The organism is Campylobacter concisus, from assembly GCF_015229965.1.
GTDB classification, from domain to species: Bacteria; Campylobacterota; Campylobacteria; order Campylobacterales; family Campylobacteraceae; genus Campylobacter_A; species Campylobacter_A concisus_BD.
Genome location: NZ_JAAKZB010000009.1, coordinates 25,637 through 43,481, shown reverse-complemented (window position 1 = coordinate 43,481; position 17,845 = coordinate 25,637). Strand labels below are relative to the sequence as shown.

The 17,845-nt window shown below is 39.3% G+C and carries 13 protein-coding genes; all 13 read right to left on the bottom strand.

Annotated features, from left to right (window positions below):
- Positions 1-37 precede the first annotated feature (37 nt).
- Positions 38-2,116, bottom strand: coding sequence for an elongation factor G (gene fusA, locus G6W43_RS05410; protein ID WP_103572176.1), 2,079 nt, complete (start codon positions 2,114-2,116; stop codon positions 38-40).
- Positions 2,117-2,128: 12 nt separating this feature from the next.
- A complete protein-coding gene (rpsG, locus tag G6W43_RS05405) occupies positions 2,129-2,599 on the bottom strand; it encodes a 30S ribosomal protein S7 (RefSeq protein ID WP_002941142.1) in 471 nt (156 codons plus the stop codon).
- Positions 2,600-2,677: 78 nt separating this feature from the next.
- The gene (rpsL, locus tag G6W43_RS05400) at positions 2,678-3,073 is read right to left on the bottom strand and encodes a 30S ribosomal protein S12 (protein ID WP_002941121.1); all 396 of its coding nucleotides are present in this window, start codon (positions 3,071-3,073) and stop codon (positions 2,678-2,680) included.
- Positions 3,074-3,153: 80 nt separating this feature from the next.
- Positions 3,154-4,287, bottom strand: coding sequence for a beta-aspartyl-peptidase (gene iadA, locus G6W43_RS05395; RefSeq protein WP_194169317.1), 1,134 nt, complete (start codon positions 4,285-4,287; stop codon positions 3,154-3,156).
- A complete protein-coding gene (nhaC, locus tag G6W43_RS05390) occupies positions 4,275-5,696 on the bottom strand; it encodes a Na+/H+ antiporter NhaC (RefSeq protein ID WP_194169316.1) in 1,422 nt (473 codons plus the stop codon). Before nhaC ends, iadA begins: the two co-directional genes overlap by 13 nt.
- Positions 5,697-5,832: 136 nt before the next feature.
- Complete coding sequence (locus G6W43_RS05385; protein ID WP_103569363.1) at positions 5,833-6,222, bottom strand: DoxX family protein; 390 nt, start codon at positions 6,220-6,222, stop codon at positions 5,833-5,835.
- 130 nt (positions 6,223-6,352) lie between these two features.
- Complete coding sequence (gene rpoC / locus G6W43_RS05380; RefSeq protein WP_194169315.1) at positions 6,353-10,867, bottom strand: DNA-directed RNA polymerase subunit beta'; 4,515 nt, start codon at positions 10,865-10,867, stop codon at positions 6,353-6,355.
- Positions 10,854-14,999, bottom strand: a complete 4,146-nt coding sequence (gene rpoB, locus G6W43_RS05375) for a DNA-directed RNA polymerase subunit beta (protein ID WP_103617076.1) — start codon at positions 14,997-14,999, stop codon at positions 10,854-10,856. The genes rpoC and rpoB overlap by 14 nt, the downstream gene beginning before the upstream one ends.
- A 118-nt stretch (positions 15,000-15,117) precedes the next feature.
- Entirely contained in the window at positions 15,118-15,495 is a 378-nt protein-coding gene (rplL, locus tag G6W43_RS05370; RefSeq protein WP_012001504.1) for a 50S ribosomal protein L7/L12, read from the bottom strand.
- 29 nt (positions 15,496-15,524) lie between these two features.
- A complete protein-coding gene (rplJ, locus tag G6W43_RS05365; protein WP_009294520.1) occupies positions 15,525-16,010 on the bottom strand; it encodes a 50S ribosomal protein L10 in 486 nt (161 codons plus the stop codon).
- Between the two features lie 103 nt (positions 16,011-16,113).
- Positions 16,114-16,815, bottom strand: a complete 702-nt coding sequence (gene rplA / locus G6W43_RS05360; protein ID WP_002941167.1) for a 50S ribosomal protein L1 — start codon at positions 16,813-16,815, stop codon at positions 16,114-16,116.
- A gap of 59 nt (positions 16,816-16,874) precedes the next feature.
- Positions 16,875-17,300 carry a 50S ribosomal protein L11 gene (gene rplK / locus G6W43_RS05355; RefSeq protein WP_021092996.1) on the bottom strand — a complete coding sequence of 142 codons (426 nt, stop codon included), beginning with the start codon at positions 17,298-17,300 and terminating at the stop codon, positions 16,875-16,877.
- Positions 17,301-17,310: 10 nt separating this feature from the next.
- Positions 17,311-17,844, bottom strand: coding sequence for a transcription termination/antitermination protein NusG (nusG, locus tag G6W43_RS05350; protein WP_180385147.1), 534 nt, complete (start codon positions 17,842-17,844; stop codon positions 17,311-17,313).
- Position 17,845: the final 1 nt, after the last annotated feature.

Here is a 17,845-nt window from a genome sequence, read left to right as displayed (position 1 = left end):
TTTTAAAGGGCAGATCGCTCTGCCCTATTTTGGCTAATTAGCCATTTCTCTTTTTAATAATCTCTTCACTTACGTTTTTAGGAACTTCTTCGTAGTGATCAAATTCCATAGAGTAAGTCGCACGACCTTGAGTCATTGAGCGAAGATCTGTTGAGTAGCCAAACATTTGAGCAAGTGGACAATAAGCTGCAATGATTTTTATACCATTTCTATCATCCATTGAATTTACTTGGCCACGGCGCTTATTAAGGTCACCGATAACATCACCCATATACTCTTCTGGAGTCTCAACTTCAACTTTCATCATAGGCTCAAGGATAACCGCACCTGCTTTTCTAGCGCCCTCTTTAAAGCCCATAGAAGCAGCAAGCTTAAATGCCATTTCAGATGAGTCAACTTCGTGGTAGCTACCATCAAAAAGTGTAACTTTAACATCTTCAACTGGATATCCTGCAAGAACACCACTTTGAAGCGCTTCTTTACAACCTTTTTCAACAGCTGGGATGTACTCTTTTGGAACAACACCACCTTTGATGTCGTTAACAAATTCAAATCCACTAGCAGCTGGAAGTGGCTCGATGCGTAAGAATACGTGACCGTATTGACCACGACCACCTGATTGTTTAGCATACTTATACTCTTGCTCAACTGCCTTACGGATAGTCTCGCGGTATGCAACTTGTGGCTGACCAACTTCAGCATCAACTTTAAATTCACGAAGCATACGATCGACAATGATCTCAAGGTGAAGCTCACCCATACCACTAATGATAGTTTGTCCGCTCTCTTCGTCAGTGCTAACTCTAAAGCTTGGATCTTCTTGAGCTAGTTTTTGAAGAGCGATCGCCATTTTTTCTTGATCTGCTTTTGTTTTTGGCTCAACCGCAACGCTAATAACTGGCTCTGGGAAGTCCATTCTCTCAAGGATAACTTTATCTTTTTCACTTGCAAGAGTATCGCCTGTTAGAGTATTTTTTAGACCAACAACAGCGCCGATTTCACCAGCGAAAAGCTCAGTAATCTCTTCACGTTTATTTGAGTGCATTTTTAGTAAGCGGCCGATTCTCTCTTTGCAGTCTTGAACTGTGTTGTAAGCATAGCTACCGCTTTCAAGGCTTCCTCTATAAACACGGATAAATGTTAGCTGTCCAACAAATGGGTCAGTCATAATCTTAAACGCAAGAGCGGCAAATTCGCCATCATCTGTACTTTCAACAGTCACTTCAGTGCCATCTTCATAAACACCATTTATTGCTGCAATCTCATCTGGAGCTGGTAGATAATCAACTACTGCGTCAAGCAGAGGTTGGATACCTTTGTTTTTAAACGCAGTTCCGCAAAGCATAGGTGTGATAGTCATTCTTAAGCAGCCTGCTTTTATACCTTTTTTGATCTCTTCTTCAGTTAGTTCTTCGCCTGCAAAGAATTTCTCCATCAAACTATCATCTGTTTCAGAAACAGCTTCGATTAGTTTTGCGCGGTATTCTTCAGCTTTATCTTTAACTTCAGCTGGAATTTCTTCTTCTACATAGTCAGTTGGCTTTTTCTCGTCATTCCAAACGTATGCTTTCATTCTTACAAGATCAACCACACCTTTAAAGTTATCCTCTGCACCGATAGGAATTTGGATAGGTACTGGATTTGCTTTTAATCTTTCTCTGATCTGCTCTTCAACTCTAAAGAAATTTGCACCAATTCTGTCCATTTTATTAACAAAAACGATTCTTGGTACATGATATTTATTTGCTTGTCTCCAAACAGTTTCAGACTGTGGCTGAACACCACCAACAGAACAAAATACTGCAACAGCACCATCAAGAACACGCATAGAACGCTCAACTTCAATAGTAAAGTCAACGTGTCCCGGAGTGTCGATTAGGTTTACTTGGTAGCCCTTCCAAAACGCTGTAGTTGCAGCTGATGTAATAGTAATACCACGCTCTTTTTCTTGCTCCATCCAGTCCATAGTAGCAGCGCCATCATGAACCTCACCTATTTTATGGCTCATACCAGTGAAGAACAAAATTCTCTCACTTGTAGTTGTCTTTCCAGCATCAATGTGAGCCGCAATACCGATATTTCTTACCTTATGTAAAGGCGTTTTTCTCTCTGCCATACTAATTCTTTCTTACCAGCGGTAGTGAGCAAATGCTTTATTAGCCTCTGCCATCTTGTAAGTATCTTCCTTCTTCTTGAAAGATGCACCTTTTGAATTTGCCGCATCTAAAAGCTCATTTGCTAATTTATCAACCATTGTTCTTTCGCTTCTTTTTCTAGCAAAAGTTATAAGCCAGCGGATAGCAAGAGCTTGTTGGCGAGCTGGGCGAACCTCAACTGGTACTTGATAAGTAGCGCCACCAACACGGCGTGATTTAACTTCTAAAATAGGTTTTACATTTTCGATAGCGTCGTTAAAAACGTCAATGCCTTTAACCTCAGCATTTTTCTTTTCGATAGCTTTAATAGCACCATACATTATCTCTGTAGCGACGCTTTTTTTGCCATCATACATAAGAGAATTAATAAATTTAGTGATTATTTTATTTCCGTAAATCGGATCAGGTAAAACTTCCCTTACAGGAGCTTTTCTTCTTCTCATTTTGATTTTTCCTTCAAATTTTTATGAAATTTTACTCAAACGTTTGCAAATTTAAGCAACGTCTGCGAACCTAATTTTTTACTTTTTTGGAGCAGCAGCGCCAGCTTTAGGGCGTTTTGCACCATATTTAGAACGAGAAACTGTTCTTTTTGCAACACCAGCAGTATCAAGTGCACCACGAACGATGTGATATTTAACACCTGGTAAGTCTTTAACCCTACCGCCGCGAACTAAAACGATACTGTGTTCTTGTAGGTTGTGACCTTCACCGCCGATATAGCTGATGACTTCAAAACCGCTTGTAAGCCTAACTTTGGCAACTTTCCTCAAAGCTGAGTTTGGTTTTTTAGGAGTTGTAGTATAAACCCTAGTGCAAACTCCTCTTCTTTGAGGGCACTCTTTTAACGCTGGAGATTTTGACTTAACAGTCACTTTCTTGCGTTCATTTCTGACCAATTGATTTATGGTTGGCACAATAATTCCTTTCAACTAAATTTATTAAAAAGACCTAATTTTATTTAAAAAAAGCTTAAATAACGGTTAATAAGTTGGACTTATTCATACGTTCCTTTTTTTATAAAACCGCTGTCATCTTTTAAAATTTCACCCTTTGCAACGACAAATTTAATCTCAAATTTCTCATCGATTAGCAAAATATCTGCATCGAAATTTTCTTTTATCTCGCCTTTTTTATTTTGTAATGCCACACTTCTTGCCACGTTTGTCGTAAAATATGGCAACGCTTCCTCGATACCAAAGCCATCTTTTACGAAATTTATAAACTCTTCATATAAGCTCTTGACGCTAGCGATGCCAATTTTTAGTAAATTTCCGTCGCTATCATAGCTAGAGTAGCTACCAAAGCCGTCCGAGCTAATGGTTATCTTATTTGTCGGTAAATTCTCTTTTTTGACGCTCTTTACAGCCTCAAGTGGCGTAAGTCCTGGCATGCAGGTAAAGTCGATATATCCGCCATCTTTTATAAATTTAAAGCTTTGTTTAAAAAGCTCCTCGTTTCTATTTACGTGCGTTGGCTGAAATAGCGTGATTGGCATGTCATACTCATTTAGCACTTCATAGATCAAATTTAAGCCCTTTTTACCGTCACCCATGTGAAGCGTGGTGTGGCCTGACTTCGAGCTGATCATGCCAGCCACCCTGCCAGCTGAGACTATGTGAGCTAGCTCGTCTTTGCTCACGCTTGATGAGCGGTGGTCGCTTATGGCTAGCTTGATGCCGATTATCGGATCAACAAAGACGATATCTTTTTCGATCTCGCCAGTTATAGTTGGCGTTTTAGAGCTGTATGCGCCAGTGTGAGCGTAGCATGTGATGCCCTCGTCATTTAGCGCGTGTGCTTTTGCGACTAAATTTTCAACGCTTCTTGTCGTGCTGTCAGTTCCAAGTAGTCCTACGACTGTCGTTATGCCAGCTTCTATTAAATTTGATAGCATGATCTCAGGCACCCTAGTCTTAAAGCCACCCTCTCCGCCGCCTCCAGTGATATGCACGTGTTTATCGATGAGGCCTGGTATCGCCGTGAAATTTGAAGCGTCGATCACCTTTACATTTGGTAAATTTGGCTCTAAATTTTCAGCTATGCAGACGATCTTGCCATTACATATAAATATATCTTTTTTACCAAGAAATTTTGGCGAGTAAATTTTGGCGTTTTTTATAAGTAACATTTGGCGTCCTTGTTTATCTTAGCTATGCCGATGCCAGTGAGTGCTAAAATGATAGCAAAGACAACGCCCATGTAGTTTAGTATCGCCCATGGCAAGTACTCTACCGTTGGCACTCCAAGTGTAGCAGTCATATATGCGCCTGCTGCTGACCAAGGGATGAGTGGGACGATAACGGTGCCAGAGTCTTCAAGTGTTCTTGATAGGTTTTTGGCTGCTAAATTTTTCTCTTTATAAAAGTCTTTAAACATCTCACCAGGGATGAGGATAGAAAGATATGAGCTACCTGTGACAAATGCTACAGTTAGGCATGAGCCGATAGTCGAGATGATGACGCCTGCTGTTGATTTGACCCTTGCCATAATGGTGTGAAGTACCTTTGTAAGCATGCCAGTTTTTGAGATGATACCAGCAAAGCCCATAGCGCAGATGACTAGGATGGTTGTTGAGTTTACAGAGCTCACGCCGCCTCTATTTAGAAGCTTAGTGATATCCTTTGAAAACTCCATATTAATGCCGCTCATCGTGACGTTAAAGCCAGTCATCACTGAGATAAAGCCATTTTTAAAGCTAAAATCTTGAACGATAACGCCAAGAAGGACTGAAAATAGCGAAGCTATGATCATGACAGGTATCGTTGGCCACTTTAGCACCGAGCCAGCCAAGACAAAAAACACAGGCAAAAGCAAGATGATGTTCCAGTGAAAAATTTTATCAAGCTGACCTTGAAGCGCCAAAACCGACTCTGAAACATTTGCACCACTACTTGCCGCCTCGCTACCAAAGAATAGATAAGCTGCTATCGCAACGATAGTTGCTGGGATAGTCGTATAAAACATATGTCTGATGTGCTCATAAAGCTCTGAGCCAGCTGCTATCGGAGCTAGGTTTGTCGTGTCTGAGAGTGGGGAGAGCTTATCGCCAAAGTATGCTCCTGCGACTACCGCGCCAGCAGTTGCTGCTAAATTTACATCAAGACCTTGAGCTATGCCCATGATGGCGACACCGACTGTGCCAGCAGAACCCCAAGATGTGCCAGTTACGGTTGAGATGATAGCTGCGATGACAAAAGCTGTTAGGACTAGATACTGCGGACTTATAAGATCTACGCCGTAGTAGATGATCATAGGGATGGTGCCTGAAAATACCCACGAGCCAATAAGCAGACCAACTGCCCAAAGTATCATAAGCGCTGGCAATGAGCTTGAAATTTTCTCTATCACCCCTTCTTGAAGCTCACTCCAACTATATCCTAGCCTCCAAGCGATGCCACCAGCCACTAGGGCTGCTATCAAAATGATCGGCTCAACCTTTAGCTTCATATAACCAACGCCAAGTGCAAGACCTACGATCATAACCAAGATAGGCGTAAGGGCTAGCAGAAACGAAGGCTCTTTTTTTGTAGAGTTCATCATGCGTCCTTTAAATTTGAGATATTTTTTGAATTTAAAGGCTACAAACTTAAATTGTTATAAAAAAATAAAATAAATTTAAATTTTAAATAAAATGTGTGAAAATTTAGCACATCTAATGTGTGCTAAATTTAGATCAGTCTTGTTTGATAGCGTATTTGCCACTACCAGTCGAGATGATGCAAAGTGACATAGCGATATAAAGATATATAAGCTCTGCTTTAAAGCCATTTACATTAGTTAGCTCAAGTAGATTTGATAAGCCAAAATACGAATACAAAATGACAAGACTTGAGCCAAAAACTAGGAGCGCGCCAAGCCTTGAGTAAAAACCAACAGCGATCATTATAGGGGCTAAAACCTCGCTCATATAGGCAAAATACGCCAGAAAACTAGGTAGTCCAGCATCAACTAAAATGCTCTTTACGCCGCCAACTCCGTGTAAAATTTTGCCAAAGCCGTGCATAAAAAGGCAAATTCCAAGACCTAAGCGCAGAAATAAAAGTCCAAGATCGACATTTTTCATAATATCTCCGTTACATATTTTTAGTTATGGATTTTATTTAATATTGATTAACGGCTTGTAAATTTTGAAATTTTGTAAATTTGAGTAGGTAAATTTATAAGAGGATTAAGCCCCAGCGGGGCTTAATATATTAGTTTTCTTTGATCTTTATCTTTTTATCTTTATAAAAACCAGTACCAACTGGGATCATACGTCCAAGGATGACATTCTCTTTTAGATCTTCAAGATAGTCAAATTTAGCAGCGATTGACGCTTCTGTTAAGACCTTAGTTGTCTCTTGGAATGACGCAGCAGAGATCACACTATCACTTCCGATGGCCGCTCTTGTAACACCAAGAAGGATCGGCTCAGCAATAGCTGGCTCGCCACCCATCTTCATAATGCGCTCGTTCTCTTCTTTAAATTTGTTTCTTGAAACCATGTCGCCAACGATGAAATTTGTATTTCCGCTATCGACGATTTTGACTTGGCGAAGCATTTGAGAGACGATGATCTCGATATGCTTATCAGCGATTGCAACACCTTGGCGACGATAAACTTGCTGAATTTCACTGATCAAATAGTAGTGAAGTGCCTTTTCGCCAAGAATTCTTAAGATATCGTGGCTTGAGATAAGTCCGTCTGTTAGTTTCTCACCAGCATGAACAAATTCGCCGTCTCTTACTTGGATCTGGCGGCTCTTTTCTATCAAATACTCAGCTGTCGTGCCATCTTCTGCTTGGATGATGATGCGCTCTTTTGAGCGAAGTGGCTTGTCAAATCTAACAACGCCATCGATCTCTGCAACGATAGCTGTATTTTTAGGGCGTCTTGCTTCAAATAGCTCACTAACTCTTGGAAGACCACCGGTAATGTCTTTTGACTTAGCAACAGCTTTTGGAGTCTTAGCCAAAATGTCAGCTTGAGCTACTTCGTCGCCACTTGAAACAAAGATCGCAGTTTTTGGATCAAGCGGATACTTTATCAAATGTCCGCTCTTTGTAGTGATAATGATCGCTGGTTTTACGCCACTTGGCAAATACTCGTTGATAACAAGACGTCTTTGACCAGTTGCCTCGTCAGCTTGCTCAGTCGCACTATATCCTGGCTCGATATCTTCAAAGCTAACCACACCAGCCTCTTCTGCGATAGTTGGAGTTGAGTATGGATCCCACTCAGCGATTATTAGCTTGTCATCTTTTTCAGGTAGTGAGACCACTGTCGCTCTTTCTACCGCATCATTATCTGATACTTGGATGATAGAATTTCTTGGGATGTAGTGGCGAACTGCCTCACGTCCGTCCTTGTCAGAAACGACAACAAAGAAGCCTTTTTCAGTTACTTTGTGACCTTTTTTGATGTCTTTTAGTCTATCAAGGAAGTCACCTTTTAGTATGAAAAATTTAACCACACCATTTGCATCTGCGGTGATCTTTCTAGTTACTGGATCGCCATCTGAAATTTTAAGCTCACTAGCATAAGGGATACGATTTGGAACGTTCCAGCCCTCTTTTATGATCTCGACGATACTCTCATTCTCTTTTACCTTATCGCCATTTGCATAAGGGATATACATCTTGCCTTCGATCTTACCGCTAACGCCAGCTAGTTCGTTTGGTTTAGCAAGGTCGTTTCTTCTGATAGTATATTTGATCTCTTCTTTTTTACCTTTGATAACGATATTTACATCTTCGTGAGCATATTCGATCTCGATTTTACCATCAATTGTTGATTTTATCTTTGGCTCAACAAGTAGCACAGCTGCACTTCTTCTGTTTGCAACGATTTTTTTGCCGTTATTCTCGTACGTACTAAGGTTGTAATACCTAATAAAGCCCTCTTTTTGAGCGATGACTTGGCGATCTTGCTGCTCAGTAGAAGCCGTACCACCGATGTGGAATGTTCTAAGCGTTAGCTGAGTACCTGGCTCACCGATTGATTGAGCTGAGATAATACCAACAGCCTCGCCTGGTTTTACAAGCTTGCCCTCGCCCAAGTTTAAGCCGTAGCATTTTGCACAAACGCCTTTTGGCGCTTTGCACGTGATAGGCGTTCTAATGCTTACTGATTTTATGCCAGCTTCTGTTATGGCCTTGGCTTTCTCTTCATCAAGTAAAGTGCCTTCACTAAATAAAATTTCATTTGTTATAGGATCGATCACATCATCTGCTAAAACACGGCCTAATACTCTCTCTTCAAGGCTCTCTATTAGCTCGCCACTCTCTGTGATATCTGTGATCTCAACGCCCTCGTGCGTACCGCAGTCGTGCATAGTGACTTTAACGTTTTGAGCAACGTCGATTAGCTTTCTTGTTAGGTAACCAGCGTTGGCAGTTTTTAGCGCGGTATCTGCAAGACCCTTTCTAGCTCCGTGGGTTGAGTTGAAGTACTCCATTATATTTAGACCTTCACGGAAGTTTGAAATGATCGGTGTTTCGATGATCGAGCCGTCTGGTTTTGCCATAAGACCACGCATACCAGCTAGCTGGCGAATTTGCGCTGCACTACCTCTCGCACCTGAGTCAGCCATCATATAAATTGAGTTAAATCCACCCTTATCACTTTGGATAAGCTTCATCATCTCGCTTGCAACGCTGTTGTTTGTATCTGTCCAGATATCGATGATCTTGTTGTATCTCTCACTATCTGTTAAAAGACCAGCGCCGTATTGCTTTTGAATTTCACGAACTTTTTTCTTAGCTTCGTCGATATATTTTTGCTTGCTATCTGGCACGATAATGTCTGCGATAGAGATAGAAATTCCCGCTTTTGTAGCATATCTAAAGCCTAAATTTTTAAGCTTATCAAGGAAGTCAGCCGTTACTTCAAGGCCGCCATTTCTATAAACATAATCAACCAAATTTGCAATGTCTTTTTTCTTCATGATCTTATTCCACATATTTTCAGGGACAAAATCAGGTAGTATCGCTCTTAGGATCAAGCGACCAGCTGTTGTAAAGATGATCTTGTTATCAACCATAGTTTTGATTTTAGCGTGAAGGCCAAGAGTGTTAGCCTCTTCAGCGATCATTACTTCATCAACGCTTGAGAAAATTTTATTTGCACCTTTTTCATCGTTTCTCTCTAGGCTTAGGTAATAAATTCCTAAAACCATATCTTGTGAAGGGACTGTGATAGCCTTACCGCTAGCAGGAAGCAAGATGTTCATTGAGCTAAGCATCAAAATTTTACACTCAGCAATAGACTCTTGAGATAGTGGCACGTGAACAGCCATTTGGTCACCGTCGAAGTCAGCGTTGAAAGCCGCACAAACTAGTGGGTGAAGCTGGATCGCCTTACCTTCAACAAGCACTGGGTGAAACGCCTGGATAGAAAGCTTGTGAAGTGTCGGAGCACGGTTTAGCATAACTGGATAGTCTTTAACAACCTCTTCTAGGCACTCCCAAACCTCATTTGTCTTATCTTCTATCATCTTTTTAGCTTGCTTAACGGTTGTCGCATAGCCTTTTTCTTCAAGGCGAGCAAGCAAATGTGGCTTAAATAGTTCTAAAGCCATCTTCTTTGGAAGACCGCACTGATCCATCTTTAGCTTTGGACCAACGACAATAACAGAACGTCCAGAAAAGTCAACACGCTTACCTAGCAAATTCTGACGGAAGCGGCCTTGCTTACCTTTGATGATCTCACTTAGTGATTTTAGTGGGCGTTTATTTGCACCTTTTACAGCGTTTGCTCTACGACCATTGTCAAATAGCGCATCAACAGCCTCTTGAAGCATTCTCTTTTCATTTCTGATAATGATCTCAGGTGCGTCAAGCTCAAGTAAGCGTTTTAAACGGCTATTTCTATTTATTACACGGCGATATAGATCATTTACGTCTGAAACAGCAAATTTACCGCCATCAAGATTAACAAGTGGTCTAAGGTCAGGTGGAAGAACTGGTAAATTTGTTATCATCATCCACTCTGGGCGGTTGCCTGAATTTAAAAAGCTCTCGATAACCTTTAGACGTTTTACGATAGTCTTTTTCTTGGCCTCAGAATTTGTAGCCTCCATCTCTTCTTGTAGCTGATTTAAAATTTGAGTTAGGTCAAGCTCAGCTAGCATATCATAGATGACCTCGCCACCCATTCTAGCACTAAAGCCAGTTTCTTCATATCTTGAAGCTAGGCTTTGATATTGCTCCTCGTTTAAAACGTCATATTTTTCAACTTTTTTAGAATTTTCATTGTCATAATAAGCCTCGCCAGCATTATCAACAATGTATGCCTCATAGTAAAGTACGCGTTCAAGGTCTTTCATCTTGATACCAAGAAGCGCACCTATACGGCTTGGCAAGAAATTTACATACCAGATATGAGCCACTGGAGTTACAAGCTCGATGTGACCCATGCGAGAGCGACGAACCTTAGATGTTGTTACTTCAACGCCGCACTTTTCGCACTTGATACCTTTGTAGCGCATCTTTTTATATTTACCACAAAGACACTCGTAGTCGCGGATCGGTCCGAAAATTTTGGCACAAAACAAGCCGTCGCGCTCAGGTTTTAGCGTGCGGTAGTTGATAGTTTCTGGTTTTTTAACCTCGCCATAGCTCCAAGATTTTATCTTCTCAGGACTTGCTAAACGAAGTTGGAAAGCTTCAAAATCACGAGGTCTATGCTCTTCTTTTATCTCAACTGGTTTTAAATTAGTTAGTTTCATTTGTCTCATCCTCATCATATACTTCCACATCAAGAGCTAGTGATTTTAGCTCGTTTGTTAGAACAAAGAACGTCTCAGGGATACCAGTCTCAGGAACGTTTTCACCTCTTGTTAAAGCTTTGTAAGCAGAGAGTCTTCCCTCAACATCGTCTGATTTTACAGTTAGCATCTCTCTTAGTGTATGAGCAGCACCATAAGCCTCAAGTGCCCAAACCTCCATCTCACCAAACCTTTGACCACCAAATAGCGCCTTACCGCCGACAGGTTGTTGTGTAACAAGACTGTATGGTCCAGTACTTCTTGCGTGAACTTTTTCATCAACCAAGTGGTGAAGTTTTAGCATATACATACAACCAACATTAACGCGTTCTCTTATCTTTGAGCCTGTGCGTCCGTCATATAGCTCAGTTTTACCATCGCTATCTATCTTTGCCATCTCAAATAGTTTTGCAAATTCGTCAGCTTTAACGCCTTCAAAAATCGGAGTTGCAAATCTTACGCCATTGCTCCAATCTTTTGCATACTCAAGAAGCTTCTCATCGCTCATCTTACCAAGAGCTTTTTTAGCGTCCATTAGCTTAGCAACGCTTGCGATCTCTATCATCTTAGCTCTTAGCTCTTTTATCCATTCGCCTTTTTTGGTCTCAAAAATTTCATTGATCTGCTCGCCTAAGCGGTAGCCAACAAGACCAAGGTGGCTCTCCAAAATTTGACCGATATTCATACGGCTTGGAACGCCTAGTGGGTTTAGCACGATATCTACGATCTGACCGCTTGGAAGATAAGGCATATCGACTTCTCTAACTATATTTGAAACGATACCTTTGTTACCGTGACGTCCAGCCATCTTATCGCCAACTTTTAGTTTGCGTTTTGTAGCTATATAAACTTTTACAAGTTTTACAACACCGCTTGGTAAAATGTCATCTTTTTCTAAAATTTCTATCTTAGCGTCGTGCTCTTCTTTAAGCTTTTTCTTCTCATTTTGGAAGTAATTTTTTAGCTCATCATATTTCTTTTGGATATCTTTTGAAAAGCTCTTTACGATAGCATTTAAAGTAAATCTGTTGATATTCTCAAAGTCAGCTTTATTGATCTTTGAGCCTTTTTTATACTCTTTTTTATTTACCTCTTGATCACTCGCTAGTGGGTTTTTAGAAAGAAGCGCTGTAACTTTTAGCATCTCTTCGCGGTCTAGCATAAGCAATCTATCGTGGTGCTCTTTTTCTAAAAGTGTCTTCTCCTCTTCATAAGCCTTGTTTGTTCTACTATCTTTTTCATAACCTTTTTTGGTGAAAATTTTAACATCAACAACCACACCCTCCATTGAAGCTGAAGCATAGAGCGATTTATTTACAACGTGACCAGCTTTTTCACCAAAGATAGCACGAAGTAATCTTTCTTCTGGGGTTGGTTTAACTTCGCCTTTTGGAGATACTTTACCAACAAGGATCATGCCAGGCTTGATCTCTGTACCGATTTTAACGATACCACTTTCATCAAGGTGCATAAGCTCCTCTTCTTTGACGTTTGGTATATCTTTTGTTATCTCTTCAACACCGTCTTTTAGCTCACGAGCCTCGATCTCTTTTTCATAGATATGAACGCTCGTAAAGGCATCTTCACGTATCATTTTTTCACTAATAACGATCGCATCCTCGTAGTTGTAGCCATTCCAAGGCATAAATGCGATTAGTGCGTTTTTACCGATAGCTAGCTCGCCTTTTTCCATACTTGGACCATCAGCTATGATTTGATTAGCCTCGATCTCGTCGCCTTTTTTAACGATCGGATGTTGTGAAAATGTCGTATTTTGGTTTGTTCTTAAATTTTTCTCTAAAGAGTAGTGATCGATATATGGACCAGCTTCATCTTCACCAAGGATAAAGATGTTTTTATTATCAACCTTTTCAACTACGCCGCCTCGTTTTGCTTTTACACTCTCCCAAGCATCTCTTGCGATAACACTTTCCATACCTGTTCCAACGATAGGAGCAGTTGAACGAAGTAGTGGCACTGCTTGACGTTGCATATTTGAACCCATAAGCGCACGGTTAGCGTCGTCGTGCTCTAGGAATGGAATAAGCGAAGCTGCAACGCCAGCTATCATACCAGAGCAAAGGTCGATCAAGGTAACATCTTCTCTACGAGCAAGCATCATCTCGCCCTCTTTTCTAACCTCGATCAAATCCTCAACAATATGTCCATTTTCATCAAGCTTAGTTGATGCTGGAGCGATAACATTACCCTCTTCTTGTGTCGCTGTTAGATAGACTATCTCATCAGTCACTTTGCCATCGACGACCTTTTTATAAGGCGCCTCAACAAAGCCAAGCTCATTTACTTTTGCATAAGTTGAAAGGGTGTTAATAAGACCGATATTTTGACCTTCTGGAGTCTCAACCGGACAAATTCTGCCGTAGTGAGTTGGGTGAACGTCACGCACCTCAAAGCCAGCACGCTCTTTTACCAAGCCACCCTCGCCAAGCGCAGATAGACGGCGCTTATGAGTAACCTCACTAAGTGGGTTTGTCTGATCCATAAACTGGCTTAACTGACCGCCTGTGAAAAATTCCATAATTGTCGCTGTGATCATTTTTGGATTGATAAGATCATAAGGCATGATCTCGTCAGTATTGTTGCTTAGACTTGTAAATTTATCACGGATAGCCTTTTGCATCTTAACAAAACCAAGGTGAAGCTCACTAGCAAGTAACTCACCGATCGATCTTATACGGCGATTGCCAAGGTGATCGCGGTCGTCAATGTGGCCTTGTCCATTTTTAACTTTTATAAGATATTTTGCAGTTTTGATGATATCTTCGCTAGTTAGCAAAGTAACATACTCTGGCACATCAAGCGAGAGCTTGTGGTTCATCTTCATACGACCAACTTTTGTTAGGTCATATCTTTCAGGGTTAAACAATATATCATTTACAAAGCTTTTTGCAGCCTCTTTAACTACCGGCTCGCCAGGTCTCATGACCTTGTAAATTCTAATCGCAGCAAGGTCATTTTCATCATCAACGCCCTCAGTTTGTTTTAAAACCTTAAGCATATCATTATCAGCTATAAATGAATTTATGATAGCGTCATCAACGCCAGCAGCAGAGTTGTTTATAATATCAATACTTTCATGCTCAGCTAAAATTTTTGCAAGTTTATTCTCATCAAGAGCAGATAGTGTGTCATATAAAATTTCGCCGCTTTCTGTGTTTATCACAGGGTTTGCCAAATATCTACCTATAAGTGCTTCGATCGGATACTCGACAAATTTAACGCCATCTTCGATTAATTTATCAGCTTTTTTCTTTGTTAGACGCTTGCCAGCTTGATGAAGAACATCGCCCTCTTCATTTTTTATATCATACTCAACTCTTCCTAGATAATCCTCTGGATTGAAAAGAGTTAAAAATTTATTATTTTTAATAACTAAATTTTGTATCGGATAAAATAGCTTAATAATGTCTTGTTTTTTATATCCTAATGCCCTAAACAAGATAGTTACAGGCACTTTTCTGCGCTTATTTATCCTAACATATAAAATATCTTTTGTATCATATTCAAAGTGCAACCAAGATCCGCGATCTGGGATTATTTGAGCTGTATAGATAAGTTTATTTGCAACAGTTGCACTCTCTTCTTGTTTAAAGATAACACCAGGGCTTCTATGAAGTTGGTTTACAACAACACGCTCAACACCATTTATAATAAATGAAATTCTATCTGTCATCAACGGAATTTCACGTATGAAAATTTCTTGCTCTTTTATATCTTTAACGCCAACTTTATCACCAGTCTTATCATCTTTTTCATGAACGATAAGGCGTATTTTCATTTTTAAATTTACAGAGTATGTAAGACCTCTTTCTATGCACTCTCTGATTGTATATTTTGGTTTTCCAATCTCTGAGCTAACATATTCTAAAGTCAAACGATTTTGCGGATCATGTATAGGGAAAATCGACTTAAAAACTTTTTCGATACCGCTTTCTGTCTGATTGTTATTTAGATTTAAAAAATTATCAAAGCTCTTTTTTTGTAGTTGTAGTAGGTTCGGAACGTCTATCTCTTTAACGACATTAGAGAAGTCAACTCTAAGACGATTTCCTGAGTATAAGCTATTTAACATTGCATCTACCTCGTGGTAATTTTGAAAGAAAAGTATAGCCTTTTAACAAGGCATCTAAAATTTAAAAAAGAGAGAGCCTCTGCTCTCTCTTGAAATATTAAGCCTAAATAATAAAAAATTATTTAAGTTCAACCTTAGCACCAGCCTCTTCAAGCTCTTTTTTAGCTGCTTCAGCTTCGTCTTTGCTAACGCCTTCTTTAAGAACAGATGGAGTTCCTTCAACTGCGTCTTTAGCCTCTTTAAGACCAAGACCAGTAAGTGCTCTAACAACTTTAATAACGTTAATTTTCTTATCACCAGAATCAACAAGAACGATGTTAAATTCTGTTTTTTCTTCAGCAGCAGCTGCACCACCAGCAGCAACTGCACCACCAGCTACCATTACAGGAGCTGCGCTAACACCAAATTTCTCTTCAAACTCTTTTACAAGTTCGCTAAGTTCAAGTACAGAAAGATTAGATATAAACTCTAATACGTCTTCTTTTGTAATTGCCATTTTTTATCCTTATTATTTTTTTAATTTAATTAAGCTGATTGTTCTTTTTTCTCTTTAAGCGCATTCAAACCAATTGTGAAATTTTGAATTGGCGCATTCCAAACTTGCAAAAGCATCGCAATAAGCTCATCACGGCTAGGCATTTTAGATAGAGCTTTAACTTTATCAACGCTTGCAACTTCGCCATCAATATAAGCTGTTTTAATTTTGAAAAGATCAGAATTTGACTCTTCAAATTTTGCGGCTACTTTAGTTACTGCTAATTGATCTTCACTCCAAAGATAGATATTTGTATCTTTGAGTTCCATTCCGACTTTATCAGAATTTTTAAGAGCAATATTTGCAAGAGTATTTTTAATAACTTGAACTTTTACATTTTGTTCTTTAGCAGAATTTCTTAAAACTTCAAGTTTTTTAACTGAAAGACCACGATAGTCACAAACTACAATAGCTTCAGCAGTTTTAAATTCACTCTCTAATTTTGCAACAACTTCAGTTTTTTCGTTACGTGTCACTTTTTCTCCTTTCCGACCGGTAATTTCAAGCAGAGCGGGTCGAATCAATTAAGCCCAATGGCCTCGGCTATCTCCAATCTAAGATATAATTTTCTTTAAATTCTTATTTTAAATCCATAACTTCTTGAGTATCAAGAGTTACAGAAGGGCTCATTGTTAAAGACAATGAAGCATTTTTTACATATCTACCTTTTGCAGTCGCAGGTTTATGTTTATTAATAGCTTTAATAAATGTTGAAATATTTTCATTTAATTGTTCTTTAGTAAAATTGACCTTACCAAGACCTGCATGTATATTTCCTTGCTTATCAACACGGAAATTTACCTGACCACTTTTTGCATTATTAACAGCTTGCGCAACATCCATTGTAACTGTTCCAGTTTTTGGATTTGGCATTAAACCTTTAGGTCCTAAAATTCTACCAACTTTACCTACAAGACCCATTAAATTTGGAGTAGCTATAAGAACATCAAAGTTCATTATACCTTTTTGGATATCCTCAACTAGATCATCAGCGCCAACTATATCAGCACCAGCAGCTTTTGCCTCATCAGCTTTAGCATCTTTTGCTATAACTGCAACTCTTACAACTTTGCCTGTACCAGCTGGTAAAACAACAGAACCACGAACCATTTGATCAGCATGTCTTGGATCAACATTTAATTTTAACGCAATCTCAACTGTCTCATTAAATTTAGCAGAAGCTAGAGTTTTAACTGTATCGATAGCCTCGCTAAGGTTATAAATTTTATCTTGCTCTACTTTTTTGAGCAATTCTTGAAATCTCTTACTAGTTTTTCCCATAAATTTCTCCGCATATAAATTGCTTCCGTCTTTTGAAAATCAACCTGACGGTAAAGGTTTTAGTCTATTACTTCGACACCCATTGAACGAGCTGAACCAGCAATAATCTTAGCTGCTTGCTCTTTATCATTTGTATTTAAATCAACAAGTTTTTTCTCAACTATTTCTAAAACTTGAGCTTTTGTTAATTTACCTACTTTATTTTTTAAAGGATTATCTGTTCCTTTTGTTATACCTGCAGCCTTTTTGATAAGGTCCGTAGCAGGTGGTTGTTTTGTGATAAATGTAAAACTTTTATCAGCATAAACAGTAATAACAACTGGGATATTAAATCCAACCATATCTTTTGTTTTTTCATTAAAGGCTTTACAAAATTCCATAATATTAACGCCTTTTTGTCCTAATGCTGGACCAACTGGCGGGCTAGGATTTGCTTTTGTTGCGGCAATTTGTAATTTTATTTCACCTATAACTTTTTTAGCCATTTCTTGCTCCTTAAATTATCTTCTCAACTTGTGAATACAAAATATCAACAGGGGTACTTCTACCAAAAATAGAAACATTGAGTCTAAGCTTGCCATGTATCATATCGTATTCTTCAACGATACCTGTAAAGTTAGCAAAAGGACCTTCTGTTATGCGAACGCTTTCACCATCCTCAAAAAATATTTTAGGTTTTGGTGCCGCTCTTTTTTGAACTTTCTCCAAGATAGTATTTATATCTTTTTCAGTCAGTGGCGTAGGCTTTTTAGCCTCACCGATAAAACGTCCAACCTTTGGTAAAGACTGAATCTTATGCCAAAGAGCTGTATCAAGATCTAAACATGCAAAAGCATATCCAGGATAAAGAGTTCTTTCATTAATTTTTTGCTTACCGTTTTTTATCTCTATTACGTCTTCTGTAGGAACTATAACTTCTTTTAGTTGATCTTCAATACCGTGATCTCTAACTAAATTTTCAATTCCTCTTTTTACTGCCATTTCGCTACCAGCATAAGTTTGTATAGCATACCATTTATGCGACATTATT

Excerpts from the sequence above, each read along its gene's own strand:
- fusA (WP_103572176.1), bottom strand. The coding sequence starts at position 2,116 with ATGGCAGAGAGAAAAACGCCTTTACATAAGGTAAGAAATATCGGTATT.
- rpsG (WP_002941142.1), bottom strand. The coding sequence starts at position 2,599 with ATGAGAAGAAGAAAAGCTCCTGTAAGGGAAGTTTTACCTGATCCGATT.
- iadA (WP_194169317.1), bottom strand. The coding sequence starts at position 4,287 with ATGTTACTTATAAAAAACGCCAAAATTTACTCGCCAAAATTTCTTGGT.
- nhaC (WP_194169316.1), bottom strand. The coding sequence starts at position 5,696 with ATGAACTCTACAAAAAAAGAGCCTTCGTTTCTGCTAGCCCTTACGCCT.
- G6W43_RS05385 (WP_103569363.1), bottom strand. The coding sequence starts at position 6,222 with ATGAAAAATGTCGATCTTGGACTTTTATTTCTGCGCTTAGGTCTTGGA.
- rpoC (WP_194169315.1), bottom strand. The coding sequence starts at position 10,867 with ATGAAACTAACTAATTTAAAACCAGTTGAGATAAAAGAAGAGCATAGA.
- rpoB (WP_103617076.1), bottom strand. The coding sequence starts at position 14,999 with ATGTTAAATAGCTTATACTCAGGAAATCGTCTTAGAGTTGACTTCTCT.
- rplL (WP_012001504.1), bottom strand. The coding sequence starts at position 15,495 with ATGGCAATTACAAAAGAAGACGTATTAGAGTTTATATCTAATCTTTCT.
- rplA (WP_002941167.1), bottom strand. The coding sequence starts at position 16,815 with ATGGGAAAAACTAGTAAGAGATTTCAAGAATTGCTCAAAAAAGTAGAG.
- rplK (WP_021092996.1), bottom strand. The coding sequence starts at position 17,300 with ATGGCTAAAAAAGTTATAGGTGAAATAAAATTACAAATTGCCGCAACA.